Origin of the sequence: Myxococcus sp. SDU36, from assembly GCF_030168875.1 — a bacterium.
In the GTDB taxonomy this organism is placed as follows: domain Bacteria; phylum Myxococcota; class Myxococcia; order Myxococcales; family Myxococcaceae; genus Myxococcus; species Myxococcus vastator.
The window spans coordinates 8,578,598-8,604,052 of the sequence record NZ_CP077414.1; the positions used below are offsets into that span (position 1 = coordinate 8,578,598).

The 25,455-nt window shown below is 68.7% G+C and carries 19 protein-coding genes; 15 read left to right on the forward strand and 4 right to left on the reverse strand.

All coding sequences use genetic code 11. The annotated features are described in order from the left end of the window. Positions 1-50: 50 nt before the first annotated feature. From KGD87_RS35040 to KGD87_RS35060, 4 genes are all read left to right on the forward strand, one after another. Positions 51-8,498 carry an RHS repeat-associated core domain-containing protein gene (locus tag KGD87_RS35040; RefSeq protein ID WP_284665260.1) on the forward strand — a complete coding sequence of 2,816 codons (8,448 nt, stop codon included), beginning with the start codon at positions 51-53 and terminating at the stop codon, positions 8,496-8,498. 513 nt (positions 8,499-9,011) lie between these two features. Further along, positions 9,012-10,922 carry a sensor histidine kinase gene (locus KGD87_RS35045; RefSeq protein WP_284665261.1) on the forward strand — a complete coding sequence of 637 codons (1,911 nt, stop codon included), beginning with the start codon at positions 9,012-9,014 and terminating at the stop codon, positions 10,920-10,922. Continuing rightward, a complete protein-coding gene (locus KGD87_RS35050) occupies positions 10,919-11,533 on the forward strand; it encodes a response regulator transcription factor (RefSeq protein ID WP_284665262.1) in 615 nt (204 codons plus the stop codon). The genes KGD87_RS35045 and KGD87_RS35050 overlap by 4 nt, the downstream gene beginning before the upstream one ends. Before the next feature lie 944 nt (positions 11,534-12,477). Beyond that, complete coding sequence (locus KGD87_RS35060; protein WP_284665263.1) at positions 12,478-13,134, forward strand: integrase core domain-containing protein; 657 nt, start codon at positions 12,478-12,480, stop codon at positions 13,132-13,134. A 141-nt stretch (positions 13,135-13,275) separates the two neighbouring features. On the opposite strand, the gene KGD87_RS35065 is transcribed toward KGD87_RS35060, so the two are convergent. Further along, a complete protein-coding gene (locus KGD87_RS35065) occupies positions 13,276-15,741 on the reverse strand; it encodes a WD40 repeat domain-containing protein (protein ID WP_284665264.1) in 2,466 nt (821 codons plus the stop codon). A gap of 171 nt (positions 15,742-15,912) precedes the next feature. On the opposite strand from KGD87_RS35065, the gene KGD87_RS35070 reads away from it, so the two are divergent. From KGD87_RS35070 to KGD87_RS35100, 7 genes are all read left to right on the forward strand, one after another. Further along, positions 15,913-16,281: a type II toxin-antitoxin system PemK/MazF family toxin gene (locus KGD87_RS35070; protein WP_284665265.1), complete on the forward strand. Its 369-nt coding sequence runs from the start codon at positions 15,913-15,915 to the stop codon at positions 16,279-16,281. 144 nt (positions 16,282-16,425) lie between these two features. After that, positions 16,426-16,701: a hypothetical protein gene (locus tag KGD87_RS35075; protein WP_284665266.1), complete on the forward strand. Its 276-nt coding sequence runs from the start codon at positions 16,426-16,428 to the stop codon at positions 16,699-16,701. A gap of 254 nt (positions 16,702-16,955) precedes the next feature. Beyond that, positions 16,956-17,630 carry a hypothetical protein gene (locus KGD87_RS35080; RefSeq protein WP_284665267.1) on the forward strand — a complete coding sequence of 225 codons (675 nt, stop codon included), beginning with the start codon at positions 16,956-16,958 and terminating at the stop codon, positions 17,628-17,630. Between the two features lie 77 nt (positions 17,631-17,707). Beyond that, the gene (locus KGD87_RS35085) at positions 17,708-18,190 is read left to right on the forward strand and encodes an RNA polymerase sigma factor (RefSeq protein ID WP_284665268.1); all 483 of its coding nucleotides are present in this window, start codon (positions 17,708-17,710) and stop codon (positions 18,188-18,190) included. 202 nt (positions 18,191-18,392) lie between these two features. Beyond that, entirely contained in the window at positions 18,393-18,863 is a 471-nt protein-coding gene (locus KGD87_RS35090; protein WP_284665269.1) for a CPBP family intramembrane glutamic endopeptidase, read from the forward strand. 83 nt (positions 18,864-18,946) lie between these two features. Further along, a complete protein-coding gene (locus KGD87_RS35095) occupies positions 18,947-19,285 on the forward strand; it encodes a hypothetical protein (RefSeq protein WP_284665270.1) in 339 nt (112 codons plus the stop codon). A 192-nt stretch (positions 19,286-19,477) separates the two neighbouring features. Beyond that, positions 19,478-19,639, forward strand: a complete 162-nt coding sequence (locus KGD87_RS35100) for a hypothetical protein (protein ID WP_284665271.1) — start codon at positions 19,478-19,480, stop codon at positions 19,637-19,639. 299 nt (positions 19,640-19,938) lie between these two features. Here the strand turns inward: KGD87_RS35100 and KGD87_RS35105 are convergent, their stop codons facing one another. The 3 genes from KGD87_RS35105 to KGD87_RS35115 are packed head-to-tail and all read right to left on the reverse strand — an operon-like array spanning position 19,939 to position 22,068. After that, positions 19,939-20,589: a polysaccharide deacetylase family protein gene (locus KGD87_RS35105; RefSeq protein WP_284665272.1), complete on the reverse strand. Its 651-nt coding sequence runs from the start codon at positions 20,587-20,589 to the stop codon at positions 19,939-19,941. Further along, positions 20,586-21,128, reverse strand: coding sequence for a VOC family protein (locus KGD87_RS35110; protein WP_284665273.1), 543 nt, complete (start codon positions 21,126-21,128; stop codon positions 20,586-20,588). The genes KGD87_RS35105 and KGD87_RS35110 overlap by 4 nt, the downstream gene beginning before the upstream one ends. A 34-nt stretch (positions 21,129-21,162) precedes the next feature. After that, complete coding sequence (locus tag KGD87_RS35115) at positions 21,163-22,068, reverse strand: fumarylacetoacetate hydrolase family protein (RefSeq protein ID WP_284665274.1); 906 nt, start codon at positions 22,066-22,068, stop codon at positions 21,163-21,165. A 151-nt stretch (positions 22,069-22,219) separates the two neighbouring features. Here KGD87_RS35115 and KGD87_RS35120 point away from each other — a divergent pair, with 151 nt between their 5' ends. From KGD87_RS35120 to KGD87_RS35135, 4 genes are all read left to right on the forward strand, one after another. Next, positions 22,220-22,972 carry a GntR family transcriptional regulator gene (locus KGD87_RS35120; protein ID WP_284665275.1) on the forward strand — a complete coding sequence of 251 codons (753 nt, stop codon included), beginning with the start codon at positions 22,220-22,222 and terminating at the stop codon, positions 22,970-22,972. Positions 22,973-23,091: 119 nt separating this feature from the next. After that, positions 23,092-23,844 (forward strand): alpha/beta fold hydrolase, encoded by a 753-nt coding sequence (locus KGD87_RS35125; protein WP_284665276.1) that lies wholly within the window; start codon positions 23,092-23,094, stop codon positions 23,842-23,844. A 235-nt stretch (positions 23,845-24,079) separates the two neighbouring features. Beyond that, positions 24,080-24,913 carry a hypothetical protein gene (locus KGD87_RS35130; protein ID WP_284665277.1) on the forward strand — a complete coding sequence of 278 codons (834 nt, stop codon included), beginning with the start codon at positions 24,080-24,082 and terminating at the stop codon, positions 24,911-24,913. Positions 24,914-25,043: 130 nt separating this feature from the next. Beyond that, positions 25,044-25,451 carry a hypothetical protein gene (locus KGD87_RS35135; RefSeq protein ID WP_284665278.1) on the forward strand — a complete coding sequence of 136 codons (408 nt, stop codon included), beginning with the start codon at positions 25,044-25,046 and terminating at the stop codon, positions 25,449-25,451. Positions 25,452-25,455 lie beyond the last annotated feature (4 nt).

Here is a 25,455-nt window from a genome sequence, read left to right on the forward strand (position 1 = left end):
CGTGCCATCCGCGCGGGCCCCACCCCCTTCGCGCCCGCTCGAGGTCTCCCATGTCGTCGTCCAACCCCGCGTCGCAAAGTCAGCCCCCCGCCATCCGCACGTTCCAGATGGACGACCGCTCCGTCGGAAATCTGTCGAGCTCCGTCAACCTGTTCCGCGGGGACGTCAACCTCACCCAGAGCCTGTTCACCCTCCCGGGGCGCTCCGAGGGCAACGGCCTCGATGTGTCATTGTCACTCCAGTACCAATCCAACGTGTTCCGCGAGGCGACGACGTGGAACCGCGAGGCGCCGACGGGGGTGGTCGGCCTAGGCTGGAGCCTTCCCCTCACGTGGATCGAGGCGATGTCCTCGGGCTCGCCAGTGCCGGACACGCGGCAGTACGCGCTCTTCGAGAACGGAGTGCCCAACACGCTGATTCGCCAGCCGTGGGCCCCCCGCCTCTTCTCCGCCGACGCGGCCCTCGCTGGCGGTCTGGCCGACGGGAAGCCCGTCCCCGCTGCGCTCATCGAGGAGTTCCACGCGCACGGGCTCCTCCTGTCGGCGGACGCCATCGCGCGGGGCGGCCATGGCACCTGGGAGCTCGTCGACGACACCCACGAGCTGCTCTACGCGCTCGAGGTGGGAGAGCGGCTGCAGGCGAAGGACGGCGGCGAGGCGTACCAGCTCCAGAACTACCAGTTCTGGAAGATTCAGTACTACCCCCGCTACGAGCGCTGGGTGGTTACCAGCGATTCGGCGGTGCGGCGCTCATTCGGCGGCGGCGTCACGCGGGGCTCGGCCGGCGCGCGCAGCGTGAATGACACGGTGGCGTGGTCGGTGTGGTGGAAGGGAAGCAACGGTGAGCCGCGCTGGAGCGGCGCCTCGATGCGGACCGAGGGGCAGGTCCAGGTGGCACAAGCCTGGTACCTCGGCCGTGTCACGGACCGATTCGGGAGCACCGTCACCTATGCCTACAACGGCTTCGAGCGGACCGACGACGGTTTGCGGCCAGGCTGCGAGCAGCGTGTGGGCACCGGCGGGCTGCCGTACACCAAGGCCGTGTATCTGACCCGCATCACCGACGTGTTCGGCCGCACCGTCACGCTCGGCTACGGCGACAAGCTGTGGAGCGCCGAGGAGACGGCCCCGCGCGAGTACGCGGACCCGCACCGCGCCGTCCCCAGCGACGCCCCCGGTGCCTGGCAGGATCGCTACGAGACGCGCTTCCTCGACACCATCTGCGTCCAGGCGACCGACGGCTCCCCCCTCTTCACCTTCGGCTTCAGCTACGACCCGCGGCCGGACGCGGACGGCCGGGAGCGCGAGGTGGCCAACGTCACCGCTTCCACGGCCTCCCTCCGAGGAGACACGTTCAAGCGCTTCCTCACCCGTATCACCCAGCTCGACCAGGACGGCGTGGCGAGCCCCGGCCTCGTGTTCGACTACCATCTCGATGCCGCGACGGAGGGTGGCCAGCCCGGGGCCCTCGCGTCCCTCACCTCTCCGGAGGGCGGCACCGCCACCTATACCTATACCCGCCAGAATCTCTCGCTCTGCGAACGGCGCGCGGAGGTGAAGCGGCCGGACGCCGTCGGCGGCGGTTCTCCACGCGTCTACTACGGCCCGGATTACACCGTCGTCACGTACTACAACCAGTCGAAGGGCCGGCTCTCGCTCCAGGTCTGGACCTGGGGAGGGGCGTGGCTCACATGGCAGCTCGACCCGGACGACGCCCTCCTCGACACGCTCGGCCTCGACCTCGACAGCCTCCAGGTCGTCGCCAACCAGGACTTCTTCGCGCTCACCTTCACGCGCATCACCCCGTCGGAGCGCGCCGTCTACGTCTTCGACCGTGACGTGGCTCGGCCCGGCCAGTGGCGCAGCGCCACCATCAACGGGGTCACCACCGCGAAGAACGCCCCCACCCTCACGTTGCCGACGAGCGGCGCCACCACGACCTTCGTGGGTGGCACCACGTGGCTCGCCGTGGCGCAGATGAGCAGCAGGACCCTGTCCGGCAGCTACGAGGTGCTCACCTGGCGATGGACCACACGGGCCTGGACGCGCGAGACCATCGTGTCCCCCCGCTACACGTGGATCGCGGGAGCGGGGGAGTACCTCGCCACGTTGGATTTCGACGGCAAGCTGGCGCTGCGCTGGTTGGACAGCCTGCTCGTGTGGCGGTCGGGACCCCCGACCACGTTCCCCAAACTCTCGACGGTGGACCTGGACAGTGTCGCCCTCGTGCCGGGCGCCTCGCTCGTGGCGGTGTCCAACCTGATCGCTGGCAACTCGCAGCAGAACGTCTACCGCGTCTGGGTGGCACAGTGGACTGCGGACTACGCGCTCGAGGTCCACGCGCTCGGCGAGTTCAGCGACACCTTCGGGCGGGACAACCCGCCCACCCCATGGATTCCGCAGGTGATTGACGACACGCTCGTCGCCACCAACGGCAACCTCGCGCGCTTCGATGGCACGGCGTGGGCGGTGAGCACGAAGCTCAACCCGGGCATGCCCGACGCGAGTCACGACCAGCGCTACGCGTTCGGGCCCGACTACGCCATCCAGGTCATCGTTCCCTCCACGGGCGCCGGCGCGGCCGTCGGACAGGTGATGGCCTATGACCCGACGGCGGGTTGGAGGCCGGCCCCGGCCAGGTTGGGCCAATCGCTGCCGCCCCAGGATACCCAGAGGGCCAACTGGCCCACGAGCGGCGGCGCCGACTGGGCGGTCGTCGGCCCGTACGTGTACTTCCGTGGCACCGCGTCGGACTGGGGGGCCATCGCGACCGCGCCGGCGTCAGCCAACCTGGAGTCCCTCGTGAGCGCGGAGGGCTACCACTTCGACTCCGAGTCGCTCGTGGACCAGGGGCCGACCTTCCTGTCGTTCACCACCGGGAAGGGGAGCTCGTCGCAGCGGGTCGAGGCAGTCGTCCTGCGAAACGGGCAGGTGGGCAAGCCGGTGCCGTTCCTCGAGGAGAAGATGGCCAGCGGGACTGGCCCGGGCACCTCGCCCAAGGGGCCGCAGCTTTTCGCCACCTACCCCCAGAACGCCGTCAGCTTCGACGCGGCGACGACGGTGTACCTCCACCAGTACGCCGGGGACGCCTTCGCCGGTCCCATCGAGCACTACGCGGTCACCGGTCTCGACGTGACCGATGGCTATCAGGATGAGATTCCGACGCGCTATGTCTTCGACACGGCCACCGCGGGCTGCGACCCCTTGGGCAACATCGTGAAGTACTTCTCCGCCCGCACCTGCCCGGGAACCTCGGATGCGGCGAACCCCGTGAACGGGTGGGTGGACAGCACCTACCTCAACGGCATGGCGGATGAGACCGGCAAGAACCACTACGACATGCTCGACGGCCTCCTGCTGCGCACGCAGACGCGCGACTGCGGCGGCGTGCTGCTCGAGAGCACCGAGGCCACCTGGGTCGTCTACCAACAGGTCGCCTCCGACGTCCTCGAGCCCGAGACCCTCGTGCTCCGCGGCGGCTGGGTGGCGCAGACGGTGGACACGCAGGTCATCAACGGCGTCAGCACCACGAAGACCACCATGTACGTACCGAACGGCGCCCCCGGCTCCGCGACGGGCCAGCCGGTGACCCTCTCGCTCCAGCAGTGCGGGGGCGAGGGCCAGGCGCAGACGTTCGTACAAACCACGCTCCAGGGGGTCGCGGTCGATGCCGGACTGGCCGCCATCCACGCGCTCACCGACCCCGCGCAGGTGACCAACACGGTCACGACCGACACGGGCACGGTCCCCCTGCAGGTCATGGCGACGACCTACGCCGGCTGGCCGAACGCCGAGGGTGTCATCGTCGCGGTGGCCGAGGCGACCTTCGGCCTCCTCGACGCGGCGGACGCAGCGTTCCCGTTCGCCTCCTACACACCGGGAGACAACCCGGCCGGCTGGGCCCTCGCGGCGCGAACCACGGAGCACACGCCCTATGGCCAGGAGCAGGAGAGCGTGGACGGCATCGGCGTGCCGACCGCCACCCTCTACAGCGCCAACTGCGAGTTCGCCGTCGCGCGCTCGTCCAACGCGCCCTTCGGTGGGCTCGCCTTCCTCGGCTTCCAGCCCTACGAGGACACTGCCCGCTGGACGCTCTCCGGCGTGGAGTACGACGCGGACGAGGTGCGCACGGGCATCCGCGCGGCCCGGCTGCCCGGAGGCGCCAACGCCGCCCTCGCCGTGACGGTGACGCCCGAGGCCCCCGAGGGCACATACCTCGTCGGGGCGTGGGTGCGGACACCGGCCGGCTTCGCCGCCAACGGCACCACGGGCATCTGCGCGACCGTCACCGTCGACGGCGTGGCCGCCACGCCGCTCTTCGTGCCGCTGCCCGCCACGGACGGCGCATGGCGCTACGTCACCGTGCCTGTCCCGCTCGGCGGTCCTCAAGTGCTCGGTGGCGCCGTTCCCGCGCCGGATCGCCGCTCCGCGGCCCGCCGCGCCCGCCTCGCCGCCCGTCCTCGCCGGACGAGGACCCTCGCGACTGGCAGTGCCCCACTCGCGCCCCGCTCCGCCGTTACGGAGGCATCGGTGGTGCTCGCCGTGTCGCTCACGAACACCACCGCCAGCCCGGTGACCATCGACAGCGTGCTGGTGGGCCCCCTGGCCAACAGCCTCGTGAGCCGCACCTTCGACGAGCCGAGCCAGCAAATCACCTCGACCCAGGACGCGAGCGGCCGCACCACGCGCACCTACTATGACCGCGCCTTCCAGCCGACCGTCTCGGTGGGTGCCTCCGGAGAGGTCAAGGAGCTCACCCAGAGCTTCCTCTCGCGCCGGGGCAACGACGGCGTCTTCTCGCCCACGAGTCCCAACGCTGAAGTCACCCTCCACCCCGCCACCGGTGGCGTGCTCGAGACCTTCCGTGACGGCGACTGCTGGCGCGAGCGCTGGGACGCATCCGCCGGGTGGGCGGCCGCGAACGGCGCCCTCGTGCATACGGGCGCCACCGCGGGGGCGGTCACCTGGCGCGGCACCGCGAAGGGGACCCGCGCGGTCTACTTCGAGCTCCAGGCGCGCGACGTGGTCGCATCCGTGTCCGTGGGCGACGTGACGATTCGCTGGGATGGCGAATGGAGCGCGTCCCAGGGGGGAGGGGCCTGGACGGCGTTGGCCACGCCTCCCCTCGAGCAACACTGGCTCCTCGTCGTCGGCGATGGCGTCGTGCTCTTCTTCGCGGGAGGCCAGCTCCTCTACAGCCAGTCGGTCCGCCCCGCCGGGGACACAGTGTCCATCACGCTCGCCGGGGAGGGCGCCATCCGCAACCTCTCCGTCGCCGAGGACGTCCGCGTCGGCGTTTGCTACAACGACGCCGCTGGCCGGCAGCGTCAGGTGCAGCAGCTCCAGGGGGCTGACAGCATCGTGGCCTGCCTCGTCCACGACGCGCTCGACCGCCAGCTCGTGACGACGAAGGGTGCCCCCGGCTCGTTCGGCTCCGGCCAGAACCAGCCCGTCCTCCAATACCGGCCAGGCTTCGTGGACGTGGACGACTTCCTCGCGAATCTCTCCACCACCTGGGAGCTGAAGGGCGACGTCGCCGACTACTACCGAGGACAGACCGAGGACGGCATCATGCGCTCGGACGACAAGGGATACCCCTACCAAGGCATGCGCTACGAGGCCTCGCCGCGGCAGCAGGCGCTCGAGCAGGGCAGCCCAGGCAAGCCCTATGCAATCGACCTCTCGGTGCCCGAGGAGCAGCGCCAGACCACGCGGCTGCGTTTCGGCGCGAACGCGGCGGAGAGTCTCCCCGCGGGCCAGTACTTCCAGGACACGCTCACGAGCCCGGTCCAGACCCGGTCCGTGCGCTTGACCGACCACCTCTCGCAGACCGTGAGGAGCACCTACGTGTCGAGCACGGGGGAGGAGGTCTCACGCACCTCGGGCAACCGGACCTACTCGGCGGGCGCGTCCGGGCCCGTGGCCACGCTCCAGACCGCGCTCCCCAACGCGCTGGTGAGCGGCCCCCAGCAGCTCCCGAGCGCCTACGCACAGCGGACGACGACGGACGCCCTCCAGCGCACCGAGTCCCTTGCCGACCCCGACGCCGGGCAGACACAGTTCGTGTCGGACGTGGCCGGGCGGCTGCGCTTCGTGCAGCCCGCGATGGATGCGGGCGAGCAGTGGTTTGTCTATTACAAGTACGACGCGCTCGGGCGCATGGTGGAGGAAGGCACCCTCTGGGCGGCGTGGGACGCAACAGCGCTCCGCCTGCTCGCGAACCAGCCCGACTGGCCGACCGAGGCAACCACGGTCGCGGTCACGATGCGCTACGACGGCGACGGGCACGAGCCCACCCTCATCGGCATGAAATGGAGCTCGGTGGCGAACAATCCCGGGGACGACGCGGACGTCACGGTCACCGAGGTGTTCGGCTACGACGAGGACGGGCACCTCTCCTCGGTGCGCATGAAACTCGACGGGCCCACGGCCGCGGACGGGACGATCGCCTACACATACGACAACCTCTCGCAGGTGGTCCGCGTCGACTTCCCCGAGGGAGCCCCGCTCGCGGCAGTCCACTACGCCTATGACGAACTCGGGCACCTTGTGTCCGTTGGCACCGCCGCTGGCCTCGGCGACCTCGCGACCTATGGCTGGAGCGCGGACGGCACGGTGCAGCGGGAGGTGCTCGGGCAGGGCGCGTGGACCCGGCTCGTCGACTCCACCTCGCGCGGTCAGGTGGCCGCGATGACGACCACCTCGGCGGCCGGCGACCAGGCCTTCGCGCTCGCCTATGCCTATGACGCGGATGGCGTCGTGCACACCCGCCGCGTGCGGTGGCGCTTCGCCGGCAAGGACCTCAGCCAGGAGGAGGTCTTCGGCTACGATGGTCAGCGGCGCCTCCTCACCGCGGCCGGCGCCACGCCGACGACCATCCGCGCCTACGACCCCAGCGGCAACATCTGGGAGGCCGAGGAGAGCGGCACCAGGGTGGCCACCCCGTGCGTCGACGGCTCGGACCGGGTCGCGTCGCTCACCGTCGGGTCGGAGCCGGCCCAGCCGCTCACCTGGAGCGCGCGCGGCCAGCTCCTGGCGGGCGCCGGCCGCACGTTCGGGTACGACCGTGCCACCAGCATGACGACGCGCATCGAGGCCTCCGGTGGCGCGCTCCGGCTCGCCTACGGCGGCAGTCAGCAACGCGTGCTCAAGCGCCGCCGCGATGGCGCCGACAGCGTCTACTTCTTCGGCGCGGGTCTGGTCCCCGTGGCACGGCGGGATGGTGAGTCCTGGACGGTGCTCCTCCAAGGCGCATCGGGGCTCCTCGCGCTGGTGGGCGAGGCCACGCGCTTCGTGCTCACGGACCCGGACCAGTCCGTGTGGGCGGTCGTGGAAGACGCCACGCTCGTGGCCCGCTACGCGTACGCCCCCTTCGGCGGCCTCACGCTCACCGAGGGAGACACGGCGGTCACTCCCTACCTCTTCCAGGGGCAGGAGTGGGACTCCGAGGTCGGGCTCTACAACTTCCGCGCCCGCATGTACGACCCGGTCCTGCGCCGCTTCGTGACGCCGGACCCGCAGCGGCAGTTCGCGAGCCCCTACATCTTCGCCGCGAACAATCCGCTCGGCATCACCGACCCCACCGGTGAGTTCTCGCTCGGGGAGCAGATCGGCGTCGCAGTGGCCATGGTGGCCATCACCCTCATTGGCTTCGGGCTCTCGCTCTTCACCGGCGGCTCCTCGAGCGCGGCGGTGGGAGCGGCGAAGCGCGTGGCGAAGGGCACGGCGAAGGGCGCGAAAGGCGCGGCGAAGGGCGCGACGGGTGCGGCGGAGGGAGCGACTGGCGCGGCGGAGGGAGCAGCGGCCGGCGCGGCGGAGGGGGCCGCGGCGGCGGGCTCGGAGGCAGTGGCCGCGGGTGCCTCGGTGGTCGAGGGCGCGGCGAGCTCGACCACCTCCGTCTCGAAGAAAATCACCCAGTTCGGTCGCACGGTCGCGAGCAACACGCTCTCGAGCGCCGGGAGAGCCGGACTGAACTACGATGTGAAGCACGGACGCGACTTCTCGGCCAAGGGCTGCTTCGAGGCCATGGGGATTGGCGCCGCCGCGGGCTTTACGAAAGGAGTCGTGAGCGGCTTCGGAACGCTCGCGACGGGCAAACTCGCCAACAAGACGGGGCGCACCGGCATCGCCGCGCGCCTCGGCGCCAAGGCCGTCGTGGGCGCCGCGGGGAGCGCAGTGTCGAACGACTTGGCGACCATCCTCACCAACGTCCAGCAGCACGAGCCCTGGTACCAGGGGCTTGCCAAGAGCACGGTCAACGGCTTCGCCTCTGGCACTTCCTCTGGCTCGGCCAGCGGCGCCTGGAGTGAGATCGTGAACATCCCCAAGGTCGCGAAAGTGACGGACCAGATGAAGTCACGCGTGAACAACCTCATCGACAAGGTCAAGTCGGTTGCGGCCTCCAAGGGCAGTTACACGCTCAATGGCACGGCCGCGTTCTTCGCGATGCCCGGGTACGACGTGTGGGGCACGGCCGGTACCTGGGGGCGGTCCGACTGACGCGTGCTCGCGTTGACACAGTGAGCGAAGCTTCAAGAGGCACGAGGCCTCGCTGAGGGGGCTCGTTCGCGAAGCAGGCTGCCGCCGGGGCTCGGTCGGGGGGAATGCCGCGCTGCCCTCGACGGCCGGTGGGTGGGCGCCAAGCCTGCTGTGATGCTCACTCTCCACGGCTTCGGCCGCGTCAACTCGAAGGTGGTGGGGGCACGCGAGATCCGCGTGTCCCCTGGGCGCTCGAGGAGCTCGGCGTGCCGTGTCGGGTGCACGGCGTGGCTCCTCCCGAGGGGGAGCTCCCGCTGCCCCAGATTCTGATGATCGACCTGCTCGGCGCCGCGGACCCCACCGGAGGCCCTGCGGCCAATCGAGTCGTCCATGCGCGCCTCGCTCACTCGCCTCGATGCGCTGTCCGATGTGACGTCGACGCACCCATGACGCAATGACTGGATTTAGGGTAGACCCCCGTCAACTGCGCGCTGGAAGGGGGCACGGCGAATTCTTCCGTTCAAAGAGTCCACCATGTCCTGGCGCATCGTCTTTGCCTTCTGCATCCTATTGCTGCTGCCCCCCCAGGCGGTGCCCCAGGAGGCGCGTCCGGCTGGAAAGTCCGTGCTCCTGCTCATTCCCGAGGATACGGCGCTGCCCGCCATGGCGACGCTCGTCGCCAGTCTCCGCTCCTCCTTGTGGGAAGCGCAGGGCGGCCCCATCACTCTGGATGTCGAGAGTCTGGATCTGGGTTGGGCTCGCGGGTCTGCCTACACACTCGCCCTGCACACCTGGTATCTGGCCAAATACCGGGAGCGTCGGCCGGATGCCCTCATTGCCTTCCGCTCCGACGCCATCCAGTTGGCCCTGCAGCTGCGCCAGGACCTGTGGCCGGATATCCCGATGATTGTCCTCTCCGAGGACGAGCGGCTCTGGGAGCAGCAGCCGCGTCTGGAGCGGGTGGCGGGCCTGTGGCTGCGTTATGACATGCGGGCCACCGCGGAGCTGGCCCTGCAGCTGCTGCCCAGCACACGGAGGCTGGCGCTCGTCAACGGCTCCAGTTCCTGGGAGCGCGCGCAGCAGGAGCAGATGGTGCGAGCGCTGCAACCGTTGCTGGCGCAGCGGGGGCTGGAGTTCATCGACTTGAGCAACCTGCCGCTGTCCGAGTTGCTCGAGCGCGCGAGGACCCTGCCGGACGACACCACGGTCCTCACCTTCAGCTTCATGACCGATACCAGCGGGAGACCCTTCGTGGGGCGCGAGATCGCCCGCATGTTTCTCGCCGCCAGCAACCGGCCCTCCTTCGCCCTCCATGAGACCGTCCTCGGGCTGGGGTTCGTCGGCGGAGCGTTCGTCAGCTACGCGGCCGTGGGCCAACAGCTGGGCATGCTCACCTCCCGCGTGTTGCGCGGAGCGCAGGAGGAATTCCTCGCGCCCCTGAAGCCGGCGGCCGTGGACACGCTGACGGTCGATGCGCGCGCGCTGCGACGCTGGGACATCCCCCGTGAACGGGTGCCTGCCGGGGTGCGGCTCGCCTTCGACGAGCCCACGCTCTGGGAGCGCTCCCGCTGGTGGGTCCTGGGGGCACTGACGCTCAGCGGCCTGCAGGCGCTGGTGGCCGGAGGGCTCGTGGCGGAGCGCCGCCGCCGCATGCGTGCCCAGGCCGAACTCCTCGAGCGCCAACGCCTGGAGAAGCTCGCGGAGATGGAGGCACGTCGAACCTTGGATCAGCTGGCCCACGTGAGCCGGGTGGCCGCCCTGGGCGAGCTGGCCGCCTCACTGGCTCATGAGCTCAACCAGCCCCTGACCGCGATTCTCAGCAACGCCCAGGCCGCACGCCGCCTGCTGAACGCCACCCCCGCGGAGGTGGATGAGATGCGCGAGGCCCTCGGGGACATCATCTCCGACGGCAAGCGCGCGGGCGAAGTCATCCACCGCATGCGCGTGCTGCTCAAGCGGGGGGAGCCAAGGCAGGAGCTCCACTCACTCAATGACCTGGTGTGCGAGGTGGGGCGCCTGCTGGTCAACGACATGCACCTGCGCGGCGCGGACCTGCACCTGGCGTTAGACCCGTCGCTGCCCGCCGTTCAGGGGGACGGAATCCAGCTCCAACAGGTGGTGCTCAACCTGCTCATCAACGCCATGGATGCCATGGCAGATGTCCCCGCGGGCCGGCGCCAGGTGCGGGTCCGCACCGCCTCGCCAGCCCCGGGGCAGGTGGAGCTGAGCGTGCAGGACTCGGGAGGAGGAATCGAGCCGTCGCGGCTGGCCCTCATCTTCGAACCCTTCTACTCCACCAAGGACCAAGGGCTGGGCATGGGGCTGTCCATCAGCCGCTCCATCGTCGAGGCGCACGGCGGACGCTTGCAAGCCGAGAGCCCTCCCGGGCAGGGCGCTCTGTTACGGTGCGTGCTTCCTGCGGCTCACACGGAGTCCTCGTCATGAATCAAGCCCCCGCCACCATCTTCCTCGTGGACGACGATGCGTCCGTGCTGCGCGGGGTGGGGCGGCTGCTGCGGGCCGCCGGCCATGCGACGAGGCCCTTCGCCTCGCCCTCCGAGTTCCTCGCACAGCTGTCCGGGGACACGCCGGGCTGCGCCATCCTGGACCTGCGGATGCCGGGGCTGAACGGGCTGGAGCTGCAGCAGGCCATGGAGTCCAAGGGCTGCCACCTTCCTGTCATCTTCATCTCCGGCCACGGGGATGTGCCCGCAAGCGTCAGGGCCATGAAGGCCGGCGCCGTGGACTTCCTCCTCAAGCCCTTTGACGAGCAACACCTGCTGGGAGCCATCTCCCAGGCCTTGCTCAAGGACGCGGCGGCCCGCGCCGGCCGCGCCGAGACAGCCGCGCTGCGTGCCCGTCATGCCGCCCTCACTTCCCGCGAGCGAGAGGTCTGCGCGCTGGTGGCCCAGGGGCTGACCAACAAGGAAGTCGCCCAGTGGCTGGGCACCACCGAGAAGACCATCAAGGTGCACCGCGCCCGCGTCATCCAAAAGCTGGACGTGGATTCGGTCGCGGAGCTGGTGCGGTTCGTGGACCGGATGGGCCTGGGCTGAGCGCCCGAACGGCATAAGAGCCTATTTCGGTAGGAGCGCGTGGAACCAAGTGATGATGCCGAGTAGTCATAGCCTCTGTCCACCCAGCGGTGCTGGCGTGCGGATTCAGTGGGCGTGGGCCTGGCGACTTGAATGGATTCGAGCGTGGTGCGCGCCAGCTTGAAATCGTTCGTGTTGGCGCCACCGACCGCGAGGCCGAGGGGGGCTGTGCCTGCCGGAAATTCGGGGCCAGTGCCACGCGTGCGTCAGCGAGCGCGTCAATGCATGCACGGTACTGCGAATGGGGCCGCGAAAAGCACAGGGCTCCAATGCTGGCTGGGGCCAGAAGAGGCGGAGGTGGGTAAGTGTGCGCGACTGTCTCTGGAGCGACAGGCGGCTCGTGACAGAGCGGGGCGAACTCTGGCCTACCATCTACGGTCGGCAAGAATGGCAAGATGCGGGTCTTCGTGAAGGCGCTGGTCGAGACGATGCTCTCGGCCCTGCGGAGCCGTTCGGAGCTGGCGCTGGAGAACCTGGCTCTTCGCCAGCAACGCGCAGTCTTCTGTGCGCCGCGCTCGTCCCCGAGGCTTGCCCGGGGCGACCGCCTCTTCTGGGTCGTTCTCCGACGCCTCTGGCAAGAGTGGCGGAGGCCACTGTGCCTGGTGCAGCCAGCGACAGTGGTGAAGTGGCATCGGATGGGCTTTCGGCTCTTCTGGCGCTGGAAGTCCCGGAGTCGGGCGGGGCGGCCTCGGGTAACTCCGAAACTGCGCGCGTTGATTCGGCGCATGGCCGAAGCCAACCCGACATGGGGTACCCCACGCATTCATGGGGAGTCGCTGAAGCTGGAGATGGAGGTAGGCCAGACAACGGTCGCTCGGTACATGCCCAGACCGGGAAGGGGCGCGCCGAAACCATCGCCCTCATGGCAGAGCTTCTTGCGCTTACATCTGGCGGAGTCCGCAGGGATGGACTTCTTTGTCATTCCGACGGCGACGTTTGGAGTGCTGTTGGGATTTGTGGTTGTGAGTCATCGGGACAGGCGAATCCTCCACCTCAATGTGACAGCGCACCCGACGGAGGAATGGACGAAGCAACAGTTGCGAGAGGCCTTCCCTCGGGCCAGCGCTCCGCGATACTTGCACCGAGATAGGGACAAGCTCTACTCCCAGGGCGTTCGCGCCACGCTCACCCATTTGGGGATTCGCGAGGTGCCGAGTGCAGCACAGTGTCCGTGGCAGAATCCCTACGCGGAGAGAGTCATCGGCTCGATACGTAGGGCGCTACTGGACCATGTCGTCGTCCTGAACGAAGCCCACGCTCGGCACCTGCTGCGCGAGTACCAGCGCTACTACAACGCGAGCCGGACACACCTGTCGCGCGGGAAAGATGCGCCCGAAACGCGTGAGGTGCAGGGCCCGGAGCACGGCGCCAAGGTGATAGAGCTACGGGAAGTCTTCGGACTCCGCCACCGGTACGAGCGCCGCGCTGCGCAGAGTCTCGGTCCTTCCAACAACACCCTCGTAGACCCGCGGGTGCTGCACCAGCCTACCTGCGTTCGCAGGACGGGAGGGGAATGTCCACATGCAAGCAGAGAGGTGTTGAGGCGTCTGCGCCGGGCGTAATTCCGACCTCTATCAAACGGAAGAGAGGACCTAGCGGCTCGTCATGCGCATCGCTCATGACGCAGCGACCGAATTTTGGGTAGGCACACTTCTCTCCCATCCAGCAGCGAGGGGAGAGAGGCTTCCGCGGGTCCCTCATGCTCAGGGCATGTGGAGCTTCAGGACGTACAAGAAGTCCCGCTCGGTGCGGCCTCGTCCCAGGACAAGCCCATCCTTCAGGATGAGAACCTCTTCCATTGCATCCTGGAAGCGGGCCCGGGGCGTGGTGTCCCGTTGCAGGTGGAACGTGACGGGGCCTTCGCCCAGCGTTTCCCAGTAGCGCCGGGACACGACGTCGTCCGTGGGGACGCTTCCAGCGAGCTCCGTGCGCAGTTCGCCCGTGACGAGGTCGAAGACGCGCGTGTGCGTGTCATTGGCCAGCGTGACGAGCACATCGCCGCTCATCGCGACGGAGAAGGGCAGGGATGGGTGGGGAAGCTCATGCATGCGTGCGCCTGTCCGCACGTCGAAGACCCGCACGCACTCATCCAGGCTACAGGCCGCCACGCGCGTGCCGTCCGCGGAGAGTCCCAGGCCGACGACGGGCTCCGGACTCACCGCCAGGACCTGCTGGGCGCCGGTGGGCAGCGTGATGAGCGCGAGTTCTCCCGACGCTCGGCCCACGGCGATGCAGGGAGCGCTGGCCGCCGCCGCATAGACCGGGGAGGGCTCGACCACCGCTTCGGTGGTGACGACGACCTTGCCGCTCCGGACCTGGTGGACGTACACGCGTTCGCTGGCCACATGGCCTGACACCACACAGCTGCCATCCGGCGTGATGTCCACCCAGGTGATGGGACCTCCTGGGCCGCTCAGCCTGTGCAGCAAGACGCCGTCCGCCACGCGCCAGAGGTGGACCGCGCCCTCTTCGATGGCGGCCGCCAGCAGCGTCCCGTCGGGAGAGAAGGCAATCGGGAGTTTGTCGACGAGGCGCGTCTGGGCCTTCGCGGCCTGCTCGCCAGGCGGCGCCAGCAGGGTGCGCACGGGGGCGAGGCTCCGCGCGTCGAGCAGCAGGATGCCCAGCCGGTAGCGCCGCTCGTGTGAGGACAGCTCGGGTTGGGCCAGCCATGCGCCGTCGGGACTGACCTTCCAGGTCTGTGCGTAGGCGGCCGGAGCGCCGGGAGGCAGCGCGGTGGCCTGCCCCCGCGAATCAATGACGCGCGTCTCCGAGTGCAGGCGCGCAACGCCCCAGGCCCCTTCGGAATGTCCCCACAGGTTCATGACGCGGTCCTGTTCGGCCAGCAGGGTAGGGCTGGGGTCCGCATCCAGGTCGCTGACATGCGTGCGCCCATTCGCCGCGGTCAGCGCGAAACGCTTGCCGGACGGAAGGAAGGCGGCGCCGCGCCCATGGCCGTCGGAAGGGTAGGGATGCGCCCGGAGCACGTCTCCGCTCCGCGCGTCGAGCAGCTCCACCCGGTTGAAGGCGAGGGCGCCCAACCGTGCGCCGTCGAGCCAGGCGACCTGGGAATAGGGGCCCTGGCCCAGCGCTCCGGGCACGCGCGTCCAGCCCGCCGTCTCCACCCGGATGAGGCCGTCCATGGAGGTCAGCACGAGCCAGTCGCCATCCGGGCTGAAGGCCACGGACGAGACGGAGGTGGTGCCGCGGATGCGAGCGGGCTGCGTGCCCGTCTCCAGGTCCCAGATGCGCACCGTGTCGTCCGACGCGCCTGATGCCAGCCACCGGCCGGAGGGATGGAAGGCGACCGTCAACACGGACTGCTCGTGCCCTTCGAGCGTGCGCACCTCCCGGCCCGAGGCCACGTCGAACAGCCGCACCCGCCACCCGAGGTTCGCCGCGGCGAGCCAGCGGCCGTCCGGGCTGATGGCCACCGACGTCACCTGGCCCTCCTGGCCCGTCATGGCGTGGAGCAGGGCGCCCGTCTCGACGTCCCAGATGCGCGCGTCGTGGTCGCGCGAGCCAGACGCCAGCCGCGTCCCGTCCGGGCTCCACGCGACACTGCGCACCTCGCCCTCGTGCCCCGCGAGTTGGTGGATGAGCGTCCCGGTGGCCACGTCCCAGATGCGAATGTTCCGCCCGTCCTCCCAGGAGCCCGTGGCGAGCCAGGCACCCGAGGGACTGAAGGCCGCGCACAGCACCTGGGCGTCGTGCCGCAGGACCTGGTCATTGCCTTCCAACGCCCCGGGCAGGGGCCGCAGGGATTCGACCCAGGACGCGCCCTCCCGCGCGGCCCACTGCCCCCGCCAGTGCTCCGCCAGCTTCCACAGGTGCGCTTCCGCGTGGCTCCAGGGCCCCGCGTCCGTGGGCGCGAAGTGCGGAGCGGTGTCGGGGGCGTCGAACCAGCGCAGGCGGTTGTAGAGGCACTGGAAGAGCGTCTCGGGGTGCGCCCGGAGAAACGCCGCGTCGAGCGTGAGCGCGCGTCGGAGTACCTGGAAGGTCCTGGCGCCAACCGACAGGCTTTCGCTCTTGTGGATACGGGCGTCCGGCGGCGTCCTGGCGAGCACCTCGTCGAAGGTTGCCAGGAGCGCGTCCAGGCCACGTTCCGCCAGGAGCCTCTCGAGGGTGGAGAGATCGGTCAGCGATTCGAGGGATGAGGAGCTGGGGGGCATTCGCGGCTCGGATCGTTTGGGACGACCCTCCACAGTTGTAGAATCCGGGCGTGAGCGTCAAGGAAGCGGGTCTCTTCCTGACGGAGGGTGCCTTGGAGGAAGCCTCCGCGGTCGCTATGAAGGCGGCCGGACCGCCACAGGAGAGAGGCGGGCACAGGAGACTTCGAGGGAATGCCCCCCGAGCGAATCAACCGCGGTGACGTGTTCTGGGTGGAGCCCGACGACTCACGAGGTCCGGTCCCCAGCTATTCGCACCCCCACGTGGTGGTCCAGGATGACGTCTTCAATCACTCACGCATCACGACGGTGGTCGTGTGTGCGCTGACGTCGAACCTGCACCGGGCCAGCGAGCCGGGGAATGTGCTGCTCGAAGTGGGAGAGGGGAACCTTCCCAAGCAGAGCGTCGTCGTCGTGTCGCAGGTGTCCTCGGTCGACAAGGCGCGTCTGGGAGAGCGAATTGGGGCACTGTCGGACGCGCGGGTGGAACAGATTCTTGCCGGCCTGCGCTTCCAGCAGGTGTCGTTCTTCAGGAGGTCGTGAGAAGAGGGCTGGCATTTGGCTGGACGGCAAGGACGTCTCCCTCGTTCTCTCATGAGGGCAGGGGGCGTTCAGGGGGGCGCTGTCGAAGGACGGCAGACAGATTACCGGCCATTGGATTCAGCTCCGGGTGCACATGAGATGGCCATGTCGACGGGGCTGGCCTGCGACGACGACGGCCCGGATTCGCCGGGGAACGAGGACCGCCTCGAGGACACGGTCCCGGACTGGTACAAGGACACGCTGGACCTGCCCCTGGTGGGGACGCCCGGCGAGAAGGGAGTGTACTGCTCGGCGAACATCAACCTGCTGGGGGGGCGTGCTGCGCAACGCGCCGCGCCTGTGGATTCCAACGTTCTTCGAGGAGAACGTCGCCGCGCCCCTGCAGCGCGGGTGGAACGTGGAATGGCCGGCGCGTGGTGAGCAAGCCTTGGGTCGAGCACTCCACTGCGAAACACGCGACCATGCGCGACGGACGGACCCATGGCTACGCGTGGTGGCGCCACGCGCTCCGCGAGGAGCTGTTGCCCCAGTTCATCATGGGGGCCGTGAAGGCCCGGTGAGAGGGCCTGGAAACCCCTCGTGATTTCGAGGGGGTTCCTCCGTTCTTCAGAAAAGAAGCGCCTGCCGTGAAGGGATCTCTTCCTCGCGCCTCTGAGCTGGCGGAAGGAGGAGGGATGACCTTGAAGAGTTGCGATACGTATCAGCTCGCGCTCGAGATGAGCCGCCACGGTGCTCTCGACGTGCGGGAGAAAGAGGAAGCGGAGCAGCATGCCGCGACGTGTGCGGAGTGCCAGCGGGCCTTGGCGCTTTCGGCGGAACTGGACCAGGCGCTTGGCGGCGTGAGCATTCCGGCGCTGCGCCACGCGGAAGTCTCGCGGGCGCTCGCCAAGGACCGCTTCTGGCTGAAGTACGGCCCGTGGGTCGCGCTCGGGTCCTTCGTGGGGCAGGGCGTGTTCCTGGGCCCTCTGTTCGCACCGGAAGCGCCCCTGCGGCTGTGGGCCATTGTCTCGGCGGTCGGAGTGCTCTTCGCGGGCGGGCTCGCCTTGACTCTGCGCGGCCTTCAACGGCGTGCCGTCGAAGCGGCCAGTGTCGGCGTGGACGCGTGGATGGCCCAGCGGCGGGCACGCATTGACACGGAGCTCAAGGACCTGGCCACCCTTCTGTGGCTCTTCCCGGCGATGTCGGTCGCGATGGCGGGGACAGCGTTCCTGATGCGCGCCAAGGGGCTCCCGGGAGTCGTCACCTTGCTGTTTGCCGCGGGAGTGAACCTGGGCCTGACGGCCTACATCGCTCGGACGCGCAGACCGAGGCTGCTGCGCGAGCGCGCCGAACTTGAGGTCGCGCCGTGACGCCGCGCGTTCCTTTCGATGAGGAGGCCCTGCGGGCCGCCGTGGTGTCGGGCGACGCCGCCGCGTGAGAGAATGTCATGCGCCACCTGTACGAGGCGCTCAGCGGGAAGCTGTACGTGGTCTGCCATGGAATCACCCGGGACCCGAGTGATGCCCAGGACGCCGTTCAGGAGACGTTCCTCTCGATTCAACGGGCCCTGCCGCAGTTCCGGGGGGATGCGCAGTTGTCGACGTGGGCGTATCGCATCGCGGTGCGGGCCGCCGTGGCCGCGAAGACGCGGCGCGAGCGTCACCGTGGGGACGCGGTCGACATCGAGATGGCGGCCCCTCGGGCGAGAATCGAGGAGACCTTCGAGACGCGGGAGCGGAAGCGCGGACTCGAAGTGGCGATGAGGACGCTCTCGCTGGAGCACCGCACCGTGCTGTCGCTCTTCGCCGTGGAAGGCCTGTCACACGCCCAGATTGCCAGCGTCCTCGGGATTCCCGAGGGCACCGCGTGGTCGCGCTTGCACCTGGCGCACAAGCGGCTGGCAGCGGCGCTCGAATCCACCGCCAAGTAGCCTGGGGTACTCCATCCACCTTGTCTTTCAACCCCGCGGTCTCATGACCGCGGGAAGGAGACGGTCAGGTCCAATGTCTATCTGGAGCAAGCGTCGCGCGGGCGGAATCAGCCATGGCGGTATGTGCTGACCGCAGTCCTGCGCGGGCTGGCCGTCGTGCCCTTCAACGTGCCCCCTGAACTTCGAGGCGTCGCGTTTCTTCGTGGCCCTGGCGCTCGTGCTGGTCCTCACGCCCATCCAAGCCGCGGCGGAAGAACTGCTCGACCGTGGATTGCTTATGCAGGGCGTCTACCGGCTCGTGCCTCGGCCGTGGGTGGCCGTGGCGGTGAGCAGCCTGCTGTTCTGGGCCGTGCATCTGCCCAACCCCGAGGACTCGGGAACGCCGGGCTGGTCGGCGGCCTACTATCGCACGGTGGGCATCCTCCTGGCCGGGGTGACGCTCCGGACAGGACGGCTGGAGGCGGCCATGGGACTCCACCCGGGCATGAACCTGTGTGCCTTTCTCGTCACGGCGCCAGCGACGGTCATGTTCCGGCCCGCCAGCCTCTTCATCGACGTCCAGCCGAACTCCCTGCGTGACGTTGCTTTCATTGCCTTGCTGGCGGTGGGTACAGTCCTGACACTTCGCCGGGGCGACGTCAGACCATTCACGGAGAGGGTGCCTGCGCAATAGCTTGTCTGGTTTTTTAAACGGCTGATGCATATGCTGTCCCGATGAAAATGCACTCCCGAGGATTCCTTGCATCGCTCGCAGTCATGTCCGTGAGCAGCCTGGCATGTGGTGATGTCGACCCCGAAGAGGCCGTGACGATATCGCAGGGGGTCTATGGGATGACCTCCTATGTCAATGACGTGTGTTCCTCTGGGTGTGAGCGCGAGCCGCGGTCGATGACCTTGCTGGTCAAGTCCCTGCCCCAGGACACGGACGTGGCTTCCGTGACGTCGAACGAGGATGGCTTCTACGAAGTCGCCCTGGTCTTGGGTGACTATCGAATTTGCACGACGTTCGGGCGTTGCACGGACTTCTCGGTTGGCAGCAATGAAGTGGTTCGCCTCAACTACGAGATGTCGGTGGGGCTTGGGTGGTCCAGGTAGCGGTCTGAGCAGCGCGCAGCCGAGGGCCGGCGGCTGCGGCGGGTCCCTTCCAATTGGACCCTCGGTGTCAGTCGTGATTCATGAGTGGCCTCCGTCTCGCGCTCCAGCGCCTGCCGCCGCCCATGCACTCCGCCGACGAGCCGACAGTTCCCTGCTTCTGGCCGTTCATGTTTCAGCTTCAAGTGGGTGTACGTGGCCAGCCTGGTGGGCTTCCTCGTGGCCTCCTCCGTGCTGTGTGGGGTGGCCTGGGACACGCGCTCACTGGTGGCCTTCCGGTTCGTCCATGGCGCGTTCTGTGGCGCCATCATGCCGGTGACGATGGATGACGCTCATCTACCAGTTGCTGCCGCGTGAACGGCAGTCGCTGGCCGCGAGCTGAGTGGCCACGCCTCGTCCATCAGCAACTGGCTGCGAAACGTGTTGGGGCCTTCTCAATTGCCATCTTCACGTCGCTCCTCTCCACCTTCGCTGTCCGGGAGGCGCAGGTGCTCGCGCGGGAGGGGATGACGGAGCGTCGTCACATGGAGCTGCTCTCATTCGTGACGGGCATCAACAACGTGTACCTGGTGGCCGTGCCCTTGAGCCTGATGGTCCGCAAGCACGTGCGCGGGCTGGAGGCCTCCCAGGGAGTTCGCTAGCGGGCGCGGCGGCCCTCAAGCGCCAGGGGCCACCAGTCCGGCGAGGTCGCGCGTGATTCGCCCCTCCAGGATGGGCACGCAGTCGCTCGGGCACTCCGGCGTGAAGCGCAGGCCCTGGTCCTTCGCCCGGCGGATGAAGCCGTCGAGCGCTTCGAGCGACGCGTTGGGGATGTCATGCAGGACCATCAGCGTGTGGGGCTGCGCCGTGCAGTCCGCCAGCGCCTTCTCCGGCCAACCCCTGGGGTCGAGCCAGTCGCCGGGGACGCTGTTCCAGAGGACACACGAGTAACGGTGGCGGACCAGATGGTCGACGGCGCGCTGGCTCAGGAGGTGCGGGCCCAGCTTGCCGCCGCCCCCGAAGGGCCGGAACCATTTGGGCGCGGGGGCGAGCGGGGCGAGCAACACGTCGGTGGCCGCGATTTCCGCCTCCACTGCGTCCGGGCGCGGGTCCTCTCCCAGCGGGATGGCGTGGGTGAAGGAGTGATTGCCAATGCGGTGCCCCGCGTCCCGAGCACGCGTGACAAGGCGCCGCCCTTCCTCCGTGACGAGGTGCTTTCCCAGCACGAAGAACTGCGCGGTGATGTCGTGCGACGCCAGGACATCGAGCACCCGAGGCGTCACCTCGGGGTCGGGCCCGTTGTCGAACGAGAGCGTGAGGAGGTTCACCGGAACACGTTGTTTGAAGTGCGGTCCCCGGCGAGCCAGCGCGCCAGCTCCTGGTGGGCCCTGGCGCGGCGGGCCTGTACGAGCTCGGGCTTCACGGCGTCCGGGCTGTCGTAGGTGAACTCGACAATCATCCCGTTGGGGTCCTTCACGTAGAGCGAGCGGCAGTAGCCGTGTTCGAGCACGTACATGCCAGGCTCCGTGTAGCCCGCGGCCCGCAGGCGCTCCTCGATGCCTCGCTGGGCTTCGAGCGTGACGTCCAGCGCGATGTGGTGGAAGGGCGAGTCCGGCATCTTCGGTCCGAACAGCTCCTGGTCCTCCTGCTTCTCGAACTGGAAGAACGCGAGCGCGCTGCCGTCAGCGAGCTCGAAGAAGGTGTGACAGTAGGTGCGGACGGCGCCGAACAGCTCGTCCGATTCGCACCATGTCGCGACGAGGGGCAGGCCAATCAGCTCCTCGTAGAACTTCCGCGTTGCCTCCAAGTCCCGAGTCACATACGCCGTGTGGTGAAGCCGGCGGGGCAGTTTCGCTTGCGTGGACATTCGTCCTCCCTGGGGTGTGCTCAACGACGAGGGATTACTTCGCCGCCTGTGCGGGCGGCGTACCAGTCTGCACGGGGGCTGCGTCGGCGATGGGGTTGCGCAAGACGCCAATCCGCTCGACGGAGACCTCGCACACCTCACCGGCACGGAGGAACCGCGGTGGCTTGCGGGCGGCGCCCACGCCGCTGGGCGTGCCCATGGCGATGACGTCTCCCGGCTGGAGCGTCATGGCCTCGGAGAGGTCCGCGATGACGGTGGCGACGTCGAAAATCATGTCCGACGTGGTCGCGTCCTGGAGGACCTCTCCGCCCACGCGCATCTGGATGCGGAGGCCGCGGGCGCCCTCGGGCAGCTCATCGGGCGTGACGAGCTCCGGGCCCAGGGGGCCCGTCCCGTCGAAGTTCTTCCCAACGGTCCACTGGTGGGTGCGCTTCTGGTAGTCGCGAATCGAGCCGTCGTTGAAGAGTGTGTACCCGGCCACCCACTCCAGCGCGCGCTCGCGAGGGATGTTGCGCCCCGGGCGTCCCACCACCACTGCCAGCTCGGCTTCGTAGTCGAGCTGGTTCGAGCAGGTGGGCACCACCATGGGCTCCTCATGGGCCAGGAGGCTCGACGGGAGGCGCGTGAAGACCACCGGGTGCCGAGGCGTCTCGTAGGTGGCCTCCGCCGCATGCGCGACATAATTCAGCCCAAGGCAGAGGAACTTGCTCGGCTCTGGAACGAGCGGCCGGTAGCGGAACTCCGAATCGGACAGCACCTGGAGATTCGTCGCCTCCGACACGCGCTCCGCCAGGGCCGCGAGCACGTCCGGGCCTCGCTCCAGCAGCGCGCGCAGTGAAGCCCCGACGGACGGGTCGAGCGCCGTCACGTTCACCATCCCCTTGGCCGTGCGCACGCCCAGCGCAGGCACATCCCTCACCAGAATCGAAGCAATCCGCATGGTGGCTCATCTCCCTCGGCTACGCGCCGCAGGCTAGCGGGAGCGGTGCTCGGCCTCAACGAAATGTCGACAAAATGCAAATCGCATCCAGCGCGACGCCTTGTGTCAATTCTGGGCGGTGTCGTATAGGTGCGTGTTTGTGAGGAGAACCATGGCTGCTCCATCCCGCCTTCGCGGTCCGGTGTCCGAACCCACGCTCGCCTCGGCGGTCGTGGACCGGCTGCGGGGTGACATCCTCGATGGTGTGTTGCCACCGGGGGAGAAGCTGCGGCTCGAACACCTGGCGCCGCGCTACGGCGTCGGGCGAACGCCGCTTCGCGAGGCGTGCTGTCGTCTGGCGTCCGAGGGGCTCGTCACCATCGTGGACCAGCGCGGCTTCCGGGTGGCGCCCATCTCCCGGGCTGACTTGCTGGACCTGACGCGGACGCGGCAGCAGATTGAGCCGCTCGCGCTTCGCGCCGCCATCGCTCACGGTGACATCGCCTGGGAGGGCGAGGTGACCGCGGCCCTCCATCGTCTCCAGCGGCGGGCCCCGGCTTCCGGGAGCGGAACGCTCGATGACACCTGGGAACTGGAGCATGCGCGCTTCCACGCGACCTTGCTCGGTGCGTGTGGGTCGCCCTGGCTTCTCAAGTTCCATGCGACCTTGTTCGACCAGACGGAGCGTTACCGCCGGCTCGCGCAGGCGCACGGCAAGGCGAGGCGGAGCGTGGAGGATGAGCACTCCGCCCTGGTGAAGGCCACGTTGGAGCGGAACGCGGAGCGGGCCTGCGCGCTGCTGACGGAGCACATCGCGCGGACGACCGAGCTTGTCCTCGCGGGCCATCCGGGATTGCGCGCGGCGGGTGCCGCGCCCGGACATGTTTTGCCGACAAAAGGCCGGAGCCTTCGCGCGAAGGATTGACGCTCCGTCCGTGGGCGCGTACTGGCTTGGGCACCATGGTACGCACGGGCTTCGTCGAGGGTTCTGGGGGCGTTCGGCTCGCGGTGAGTGAGGCGGGCCCGTCGTCAGGTGCTCCGGCCGTGCTCTTTCTGCATGGCATTGCGCAGAGCCGCCAGAGCTGGCACGGGGTGCTCGAAGGGCGGTTGGCGCAAGACCACCGTCTGGTCGCGCTCGACCTTCGAGGGCACGGTGATTCGGACAAGCCCGAGGGCGACGCTCCATACGTGGATGGCGCTCACTTCGCCGGAGACCTCTCGGCGGTCATCGGGCAGCTCGGCCTGCGGAAGCCCGTGTTGGTGGCCTGGTCGTATGGCGGCGTCGTTGCCGGCGACTATCTCCGGCACCACGGTGATGGCGCGCTGGGTGGCCTCTTCTTCGTGGCCGCGGCGCTCAAGACGGGGAAGCCCGCGCGGGCCTTGTTCGGGCCAGGGATGATGTCCAACGCGCGCGGGCTCCTCTCGGAGGACCCGGAGGCCTATGAAGCCACGGCGCGGGCGTTCATCGAGGCGTGCTCGGTGCGGCGACTCGACGCGTCCGTGGCCGAGGAGGCCCTTCGCGCGATGCTCCGTGTCCCGCCGAATGTCCGTCGTGCGCTCCTCTCACGGGCGGAGGACTACTCGGTGGAGCTGGGGCGATGCCGTCGTCCGGTGGCGACGCTCCATGGCGAACTCGACCAGGTGGTCCTTCCGGCCATGAGCTCGGAGGTGGTGCTCGCATGCGCGCGTGAGGGCCGGGGCACGTGGCTCCCCGGCGCGGGGCACCTGCCGTTCCTGGACGCGACGGCGGAGTTCGAGGCCGCGCTCGCGGCGTTCGTGATGGCGGCGCGTGATTGAGGCGGCGCATCCCTGGTGACCCGAGACACCAGGTGGTGCGCGCAGTCATCCGTGCGCGTGGCCCCATGCGTATTTCAAGGGACTGATTTCCTTGAGTCCGAAGCGCCAGCACGCCTGCGCACGGCGCTCTGGACAGTGGCATGTGTCCTGCTTTGCAGCGGGGCACGTCGCGCACCGCCGGAACGGTTGCCCCTCCAGGGGATGCCGTCCTCTCCCCGGTCTCAAGGAGTCCGCCATGGCCATCTCGCTCCCCAGCCGTTCGTGCCTCTCGCTTCCCCAGGTGAGCACCGCCTGCGCCCCGCCTGTCTCCGCGCAGGCGCCGAGCGTGAAGGCCTCGCAGGTGTCGCCGCCGCGGAGCGACGCCTGGCAGAAGCTCATGCGTGACACTTTCGAGCCCGCCGCGCGCGGGCAGGGCGTGAACCTGGGCGGCGCGACTTCCGCGCCTCGGGCCGCCGCGACGCCCCAGGTGAGTGACGCGGGCCCCGGCTTTGGCGCTCCGTCCAGCGGGGCTGTCTACAACGCGAGTCAGCCCTGGCTGAGCGTCAACAACGTGGGCGCGCCCTACAACAGCAACATGCAGCTCATCTCCCCGGAGCAGAAGAGCCAGTTCAAGTTCACGAACACGTTCACCAACGCCACGGGCCAGCCTCAAACCATCACCCTCTGGAACAAGGTGGGAGAGAAGGGCGGACCGAACGACGGGCAGAACTTCGACAAGAGCACGCCGAAGACGTTCACGCTTCAGCCCGGGCAGTCACAGGTTGTGGCGTTCGACAACAACAGCAGTGTCGCGTGGTGCGTGTCGAAGGACGGCTCGGCGAAGCCAGGCGCGAACTCCGGGCAGACGTGGGGCGAGGCGACGTTCGGAAACGCCGCCACGGGGTGGAGCGGCTACAACACCAGCCAAATCAGCCCCGCGGGCCACAATGGCAGCATGTCCATCTCCAACGAGGCCACGGGCAAGACGGTGACGCAGGCCAATGCCTGGCAGACGCCCTCTGATGACCCGGCGGGCCGCGACGTGGGCGTCCCCGCGGGGCCGATGAACCTGCGCACCGTCCTCAGTTGAGCGGACCGTGGCGCGGGCCAATCGACCGGTGGCGCACGCGCGCTTCATTCCAGGTGGGAAGCCGCGAGCAGCCCCTCTTCGCAGGTCCCTCCTGGGCGAGATACGCTGGTGACATCGAGGGACAACAACCATGACCGTAGTCGTGCTGCGGGCCTTTGCTCCGGCGTTCGACGTGAAGGACTTCCTGAAGCGCTTCCCCCGGCTGGATGCCGATACGGTCTGGTCGGCGGGTGAGAAGGCGCTGCTCCGGCGAACGCACAAGGACTCGGGCTTCAATCTGACCCTTGCTGAAGCGGAGACGAGCGCCCTGGCTCTGGTCAAGGCACGTCAGCGGTTGGAGTCGCTGTCCGCCGAACTCGCGGAGGCCCGGCGGCGGTCCGTCACTTGCGTCGCGGACTTCGGCATGTTCATCGGAGGTGAGCGCCAGTTCACGGGCGCTATCGAATTCGCGCCCGAGGACCTACGGTGGTTCGCAGCGCAGGGGATTGGGATTGCCGTCTCCGCGTATCCGTCCTTCGATGATGAGACAGAGTCGTAGCGGC

Excerpts from the sequence above, each read along its gene's own strand:
- KGD87_RS35040 (WP_284665260.1), top strand. The coding sequence starts at position 51 with ATGTCGTCGTCCAACCCCGCGTCGCAAAGTCAGCCCCCCGCCATCCGC.
- KGD87_RS35045 (WP_284665261.1), top strand. The coding sequence starts at position 9,012 with ATGTCCTGGCGCATCGTCTTTGCCTTCTGCATCCTATTGCTGCTGCCC.
- KGD87_RS35050 (WP_284665262.1), top strand. The coding sequence starts at position 10,919 with ATGAATCAAGCCCCCGCCACCATCTTCCTCGTGGACGACGATGCGTCC.
- KGD87_RS35060 (WP_284665263.1), top strand. The coding sequence starts at position 12,478 with ATGGACTTCTTTGTCATTCCGACGGCGACGTTTGGAGTGCTGTTGGGA.
- KGD87_RS35065 (WP_284665264.1), bottom strand. The coding sequence starts at position 15,741 with ATGCCCCCCAGCTCCTCATCCCTCGAATCGCTGACCGATCTCTCCACC.
- KGD87_RS35070 (WP_284665265.1), top strand. The coding sequence starts at position 15,913 with ATGCCCCCCGAGCGAATCAACCGCGGTGACGTGTTCTGGGTGGAGCCC.
- KGD87_RS35075 (WP_284665266.1), top strand. The coding sequence starts at position 16,426 with ATGTCGACGGGGCTGGCCTGCGACGACGACGGCCCGGATTCGCCGGGG.
- KGD87_RS35080 (WP_284665267.1), top strand. The coding sequence starts at position 16,956 with ATGACCTTGAAGAGTTGCGATACGTATCAGCTCGCGCTCGAGATGAGC.
- KGD87_RS35085 (WP_284665268.1), top strand. The coding sequence starts at position 17,708 with ATGCGCCACCTGTACGAGGCGCTCAGCGGGAAGCTGTACGTGGTCTGC.
- KGD87_RS35095 (WP_284665270.1), top strand. The coding sequence starts at position 18,947 with ATGTCCGTGAGCAGCCTGGCATGTGGTGATGTCGACCCCGAAGAGGCC.
- KGD87_RS35110 (WP_284665273.1), bottom strand. The coding sequence starts at position 21,128 with ATGTCCACGCAAGCGAAACTGCCCCGCCGGCTTCACCACACGGCGTAT.
- KGD87_RS35115 (WP_284665274.1), bottom strand. The coding sequence starts at position 22,068 with ATGCGGATTGCTTCGATTCTGGTGAGGGATGTGCCTGCGCTGGGCGTG.
- KGD87_RS35120 (WP_284665275.1), top strand. The coding sequence starts at position 22,220 with ATGGCTGCTCCATCCCGCCTTCGCGGTCCGGTGTCCGAACCCACGCTC.
- KGD87_RS35130 (WP_284665277.1), top strand. The coding sequence starts at position 24,080 with ATGGCCATCTCGCTCCCCAGCCGTTCGTGCCTCTCGCTTCCCCAGGTG.
- KGD87_RS35135 (WP_284665278.1), top strand. The coding sequence starts at position 25,044 with ATGACCGTAGTCGTGCTGCGGGCCTTTGCTCCGGCGTTCGACGTGAAG.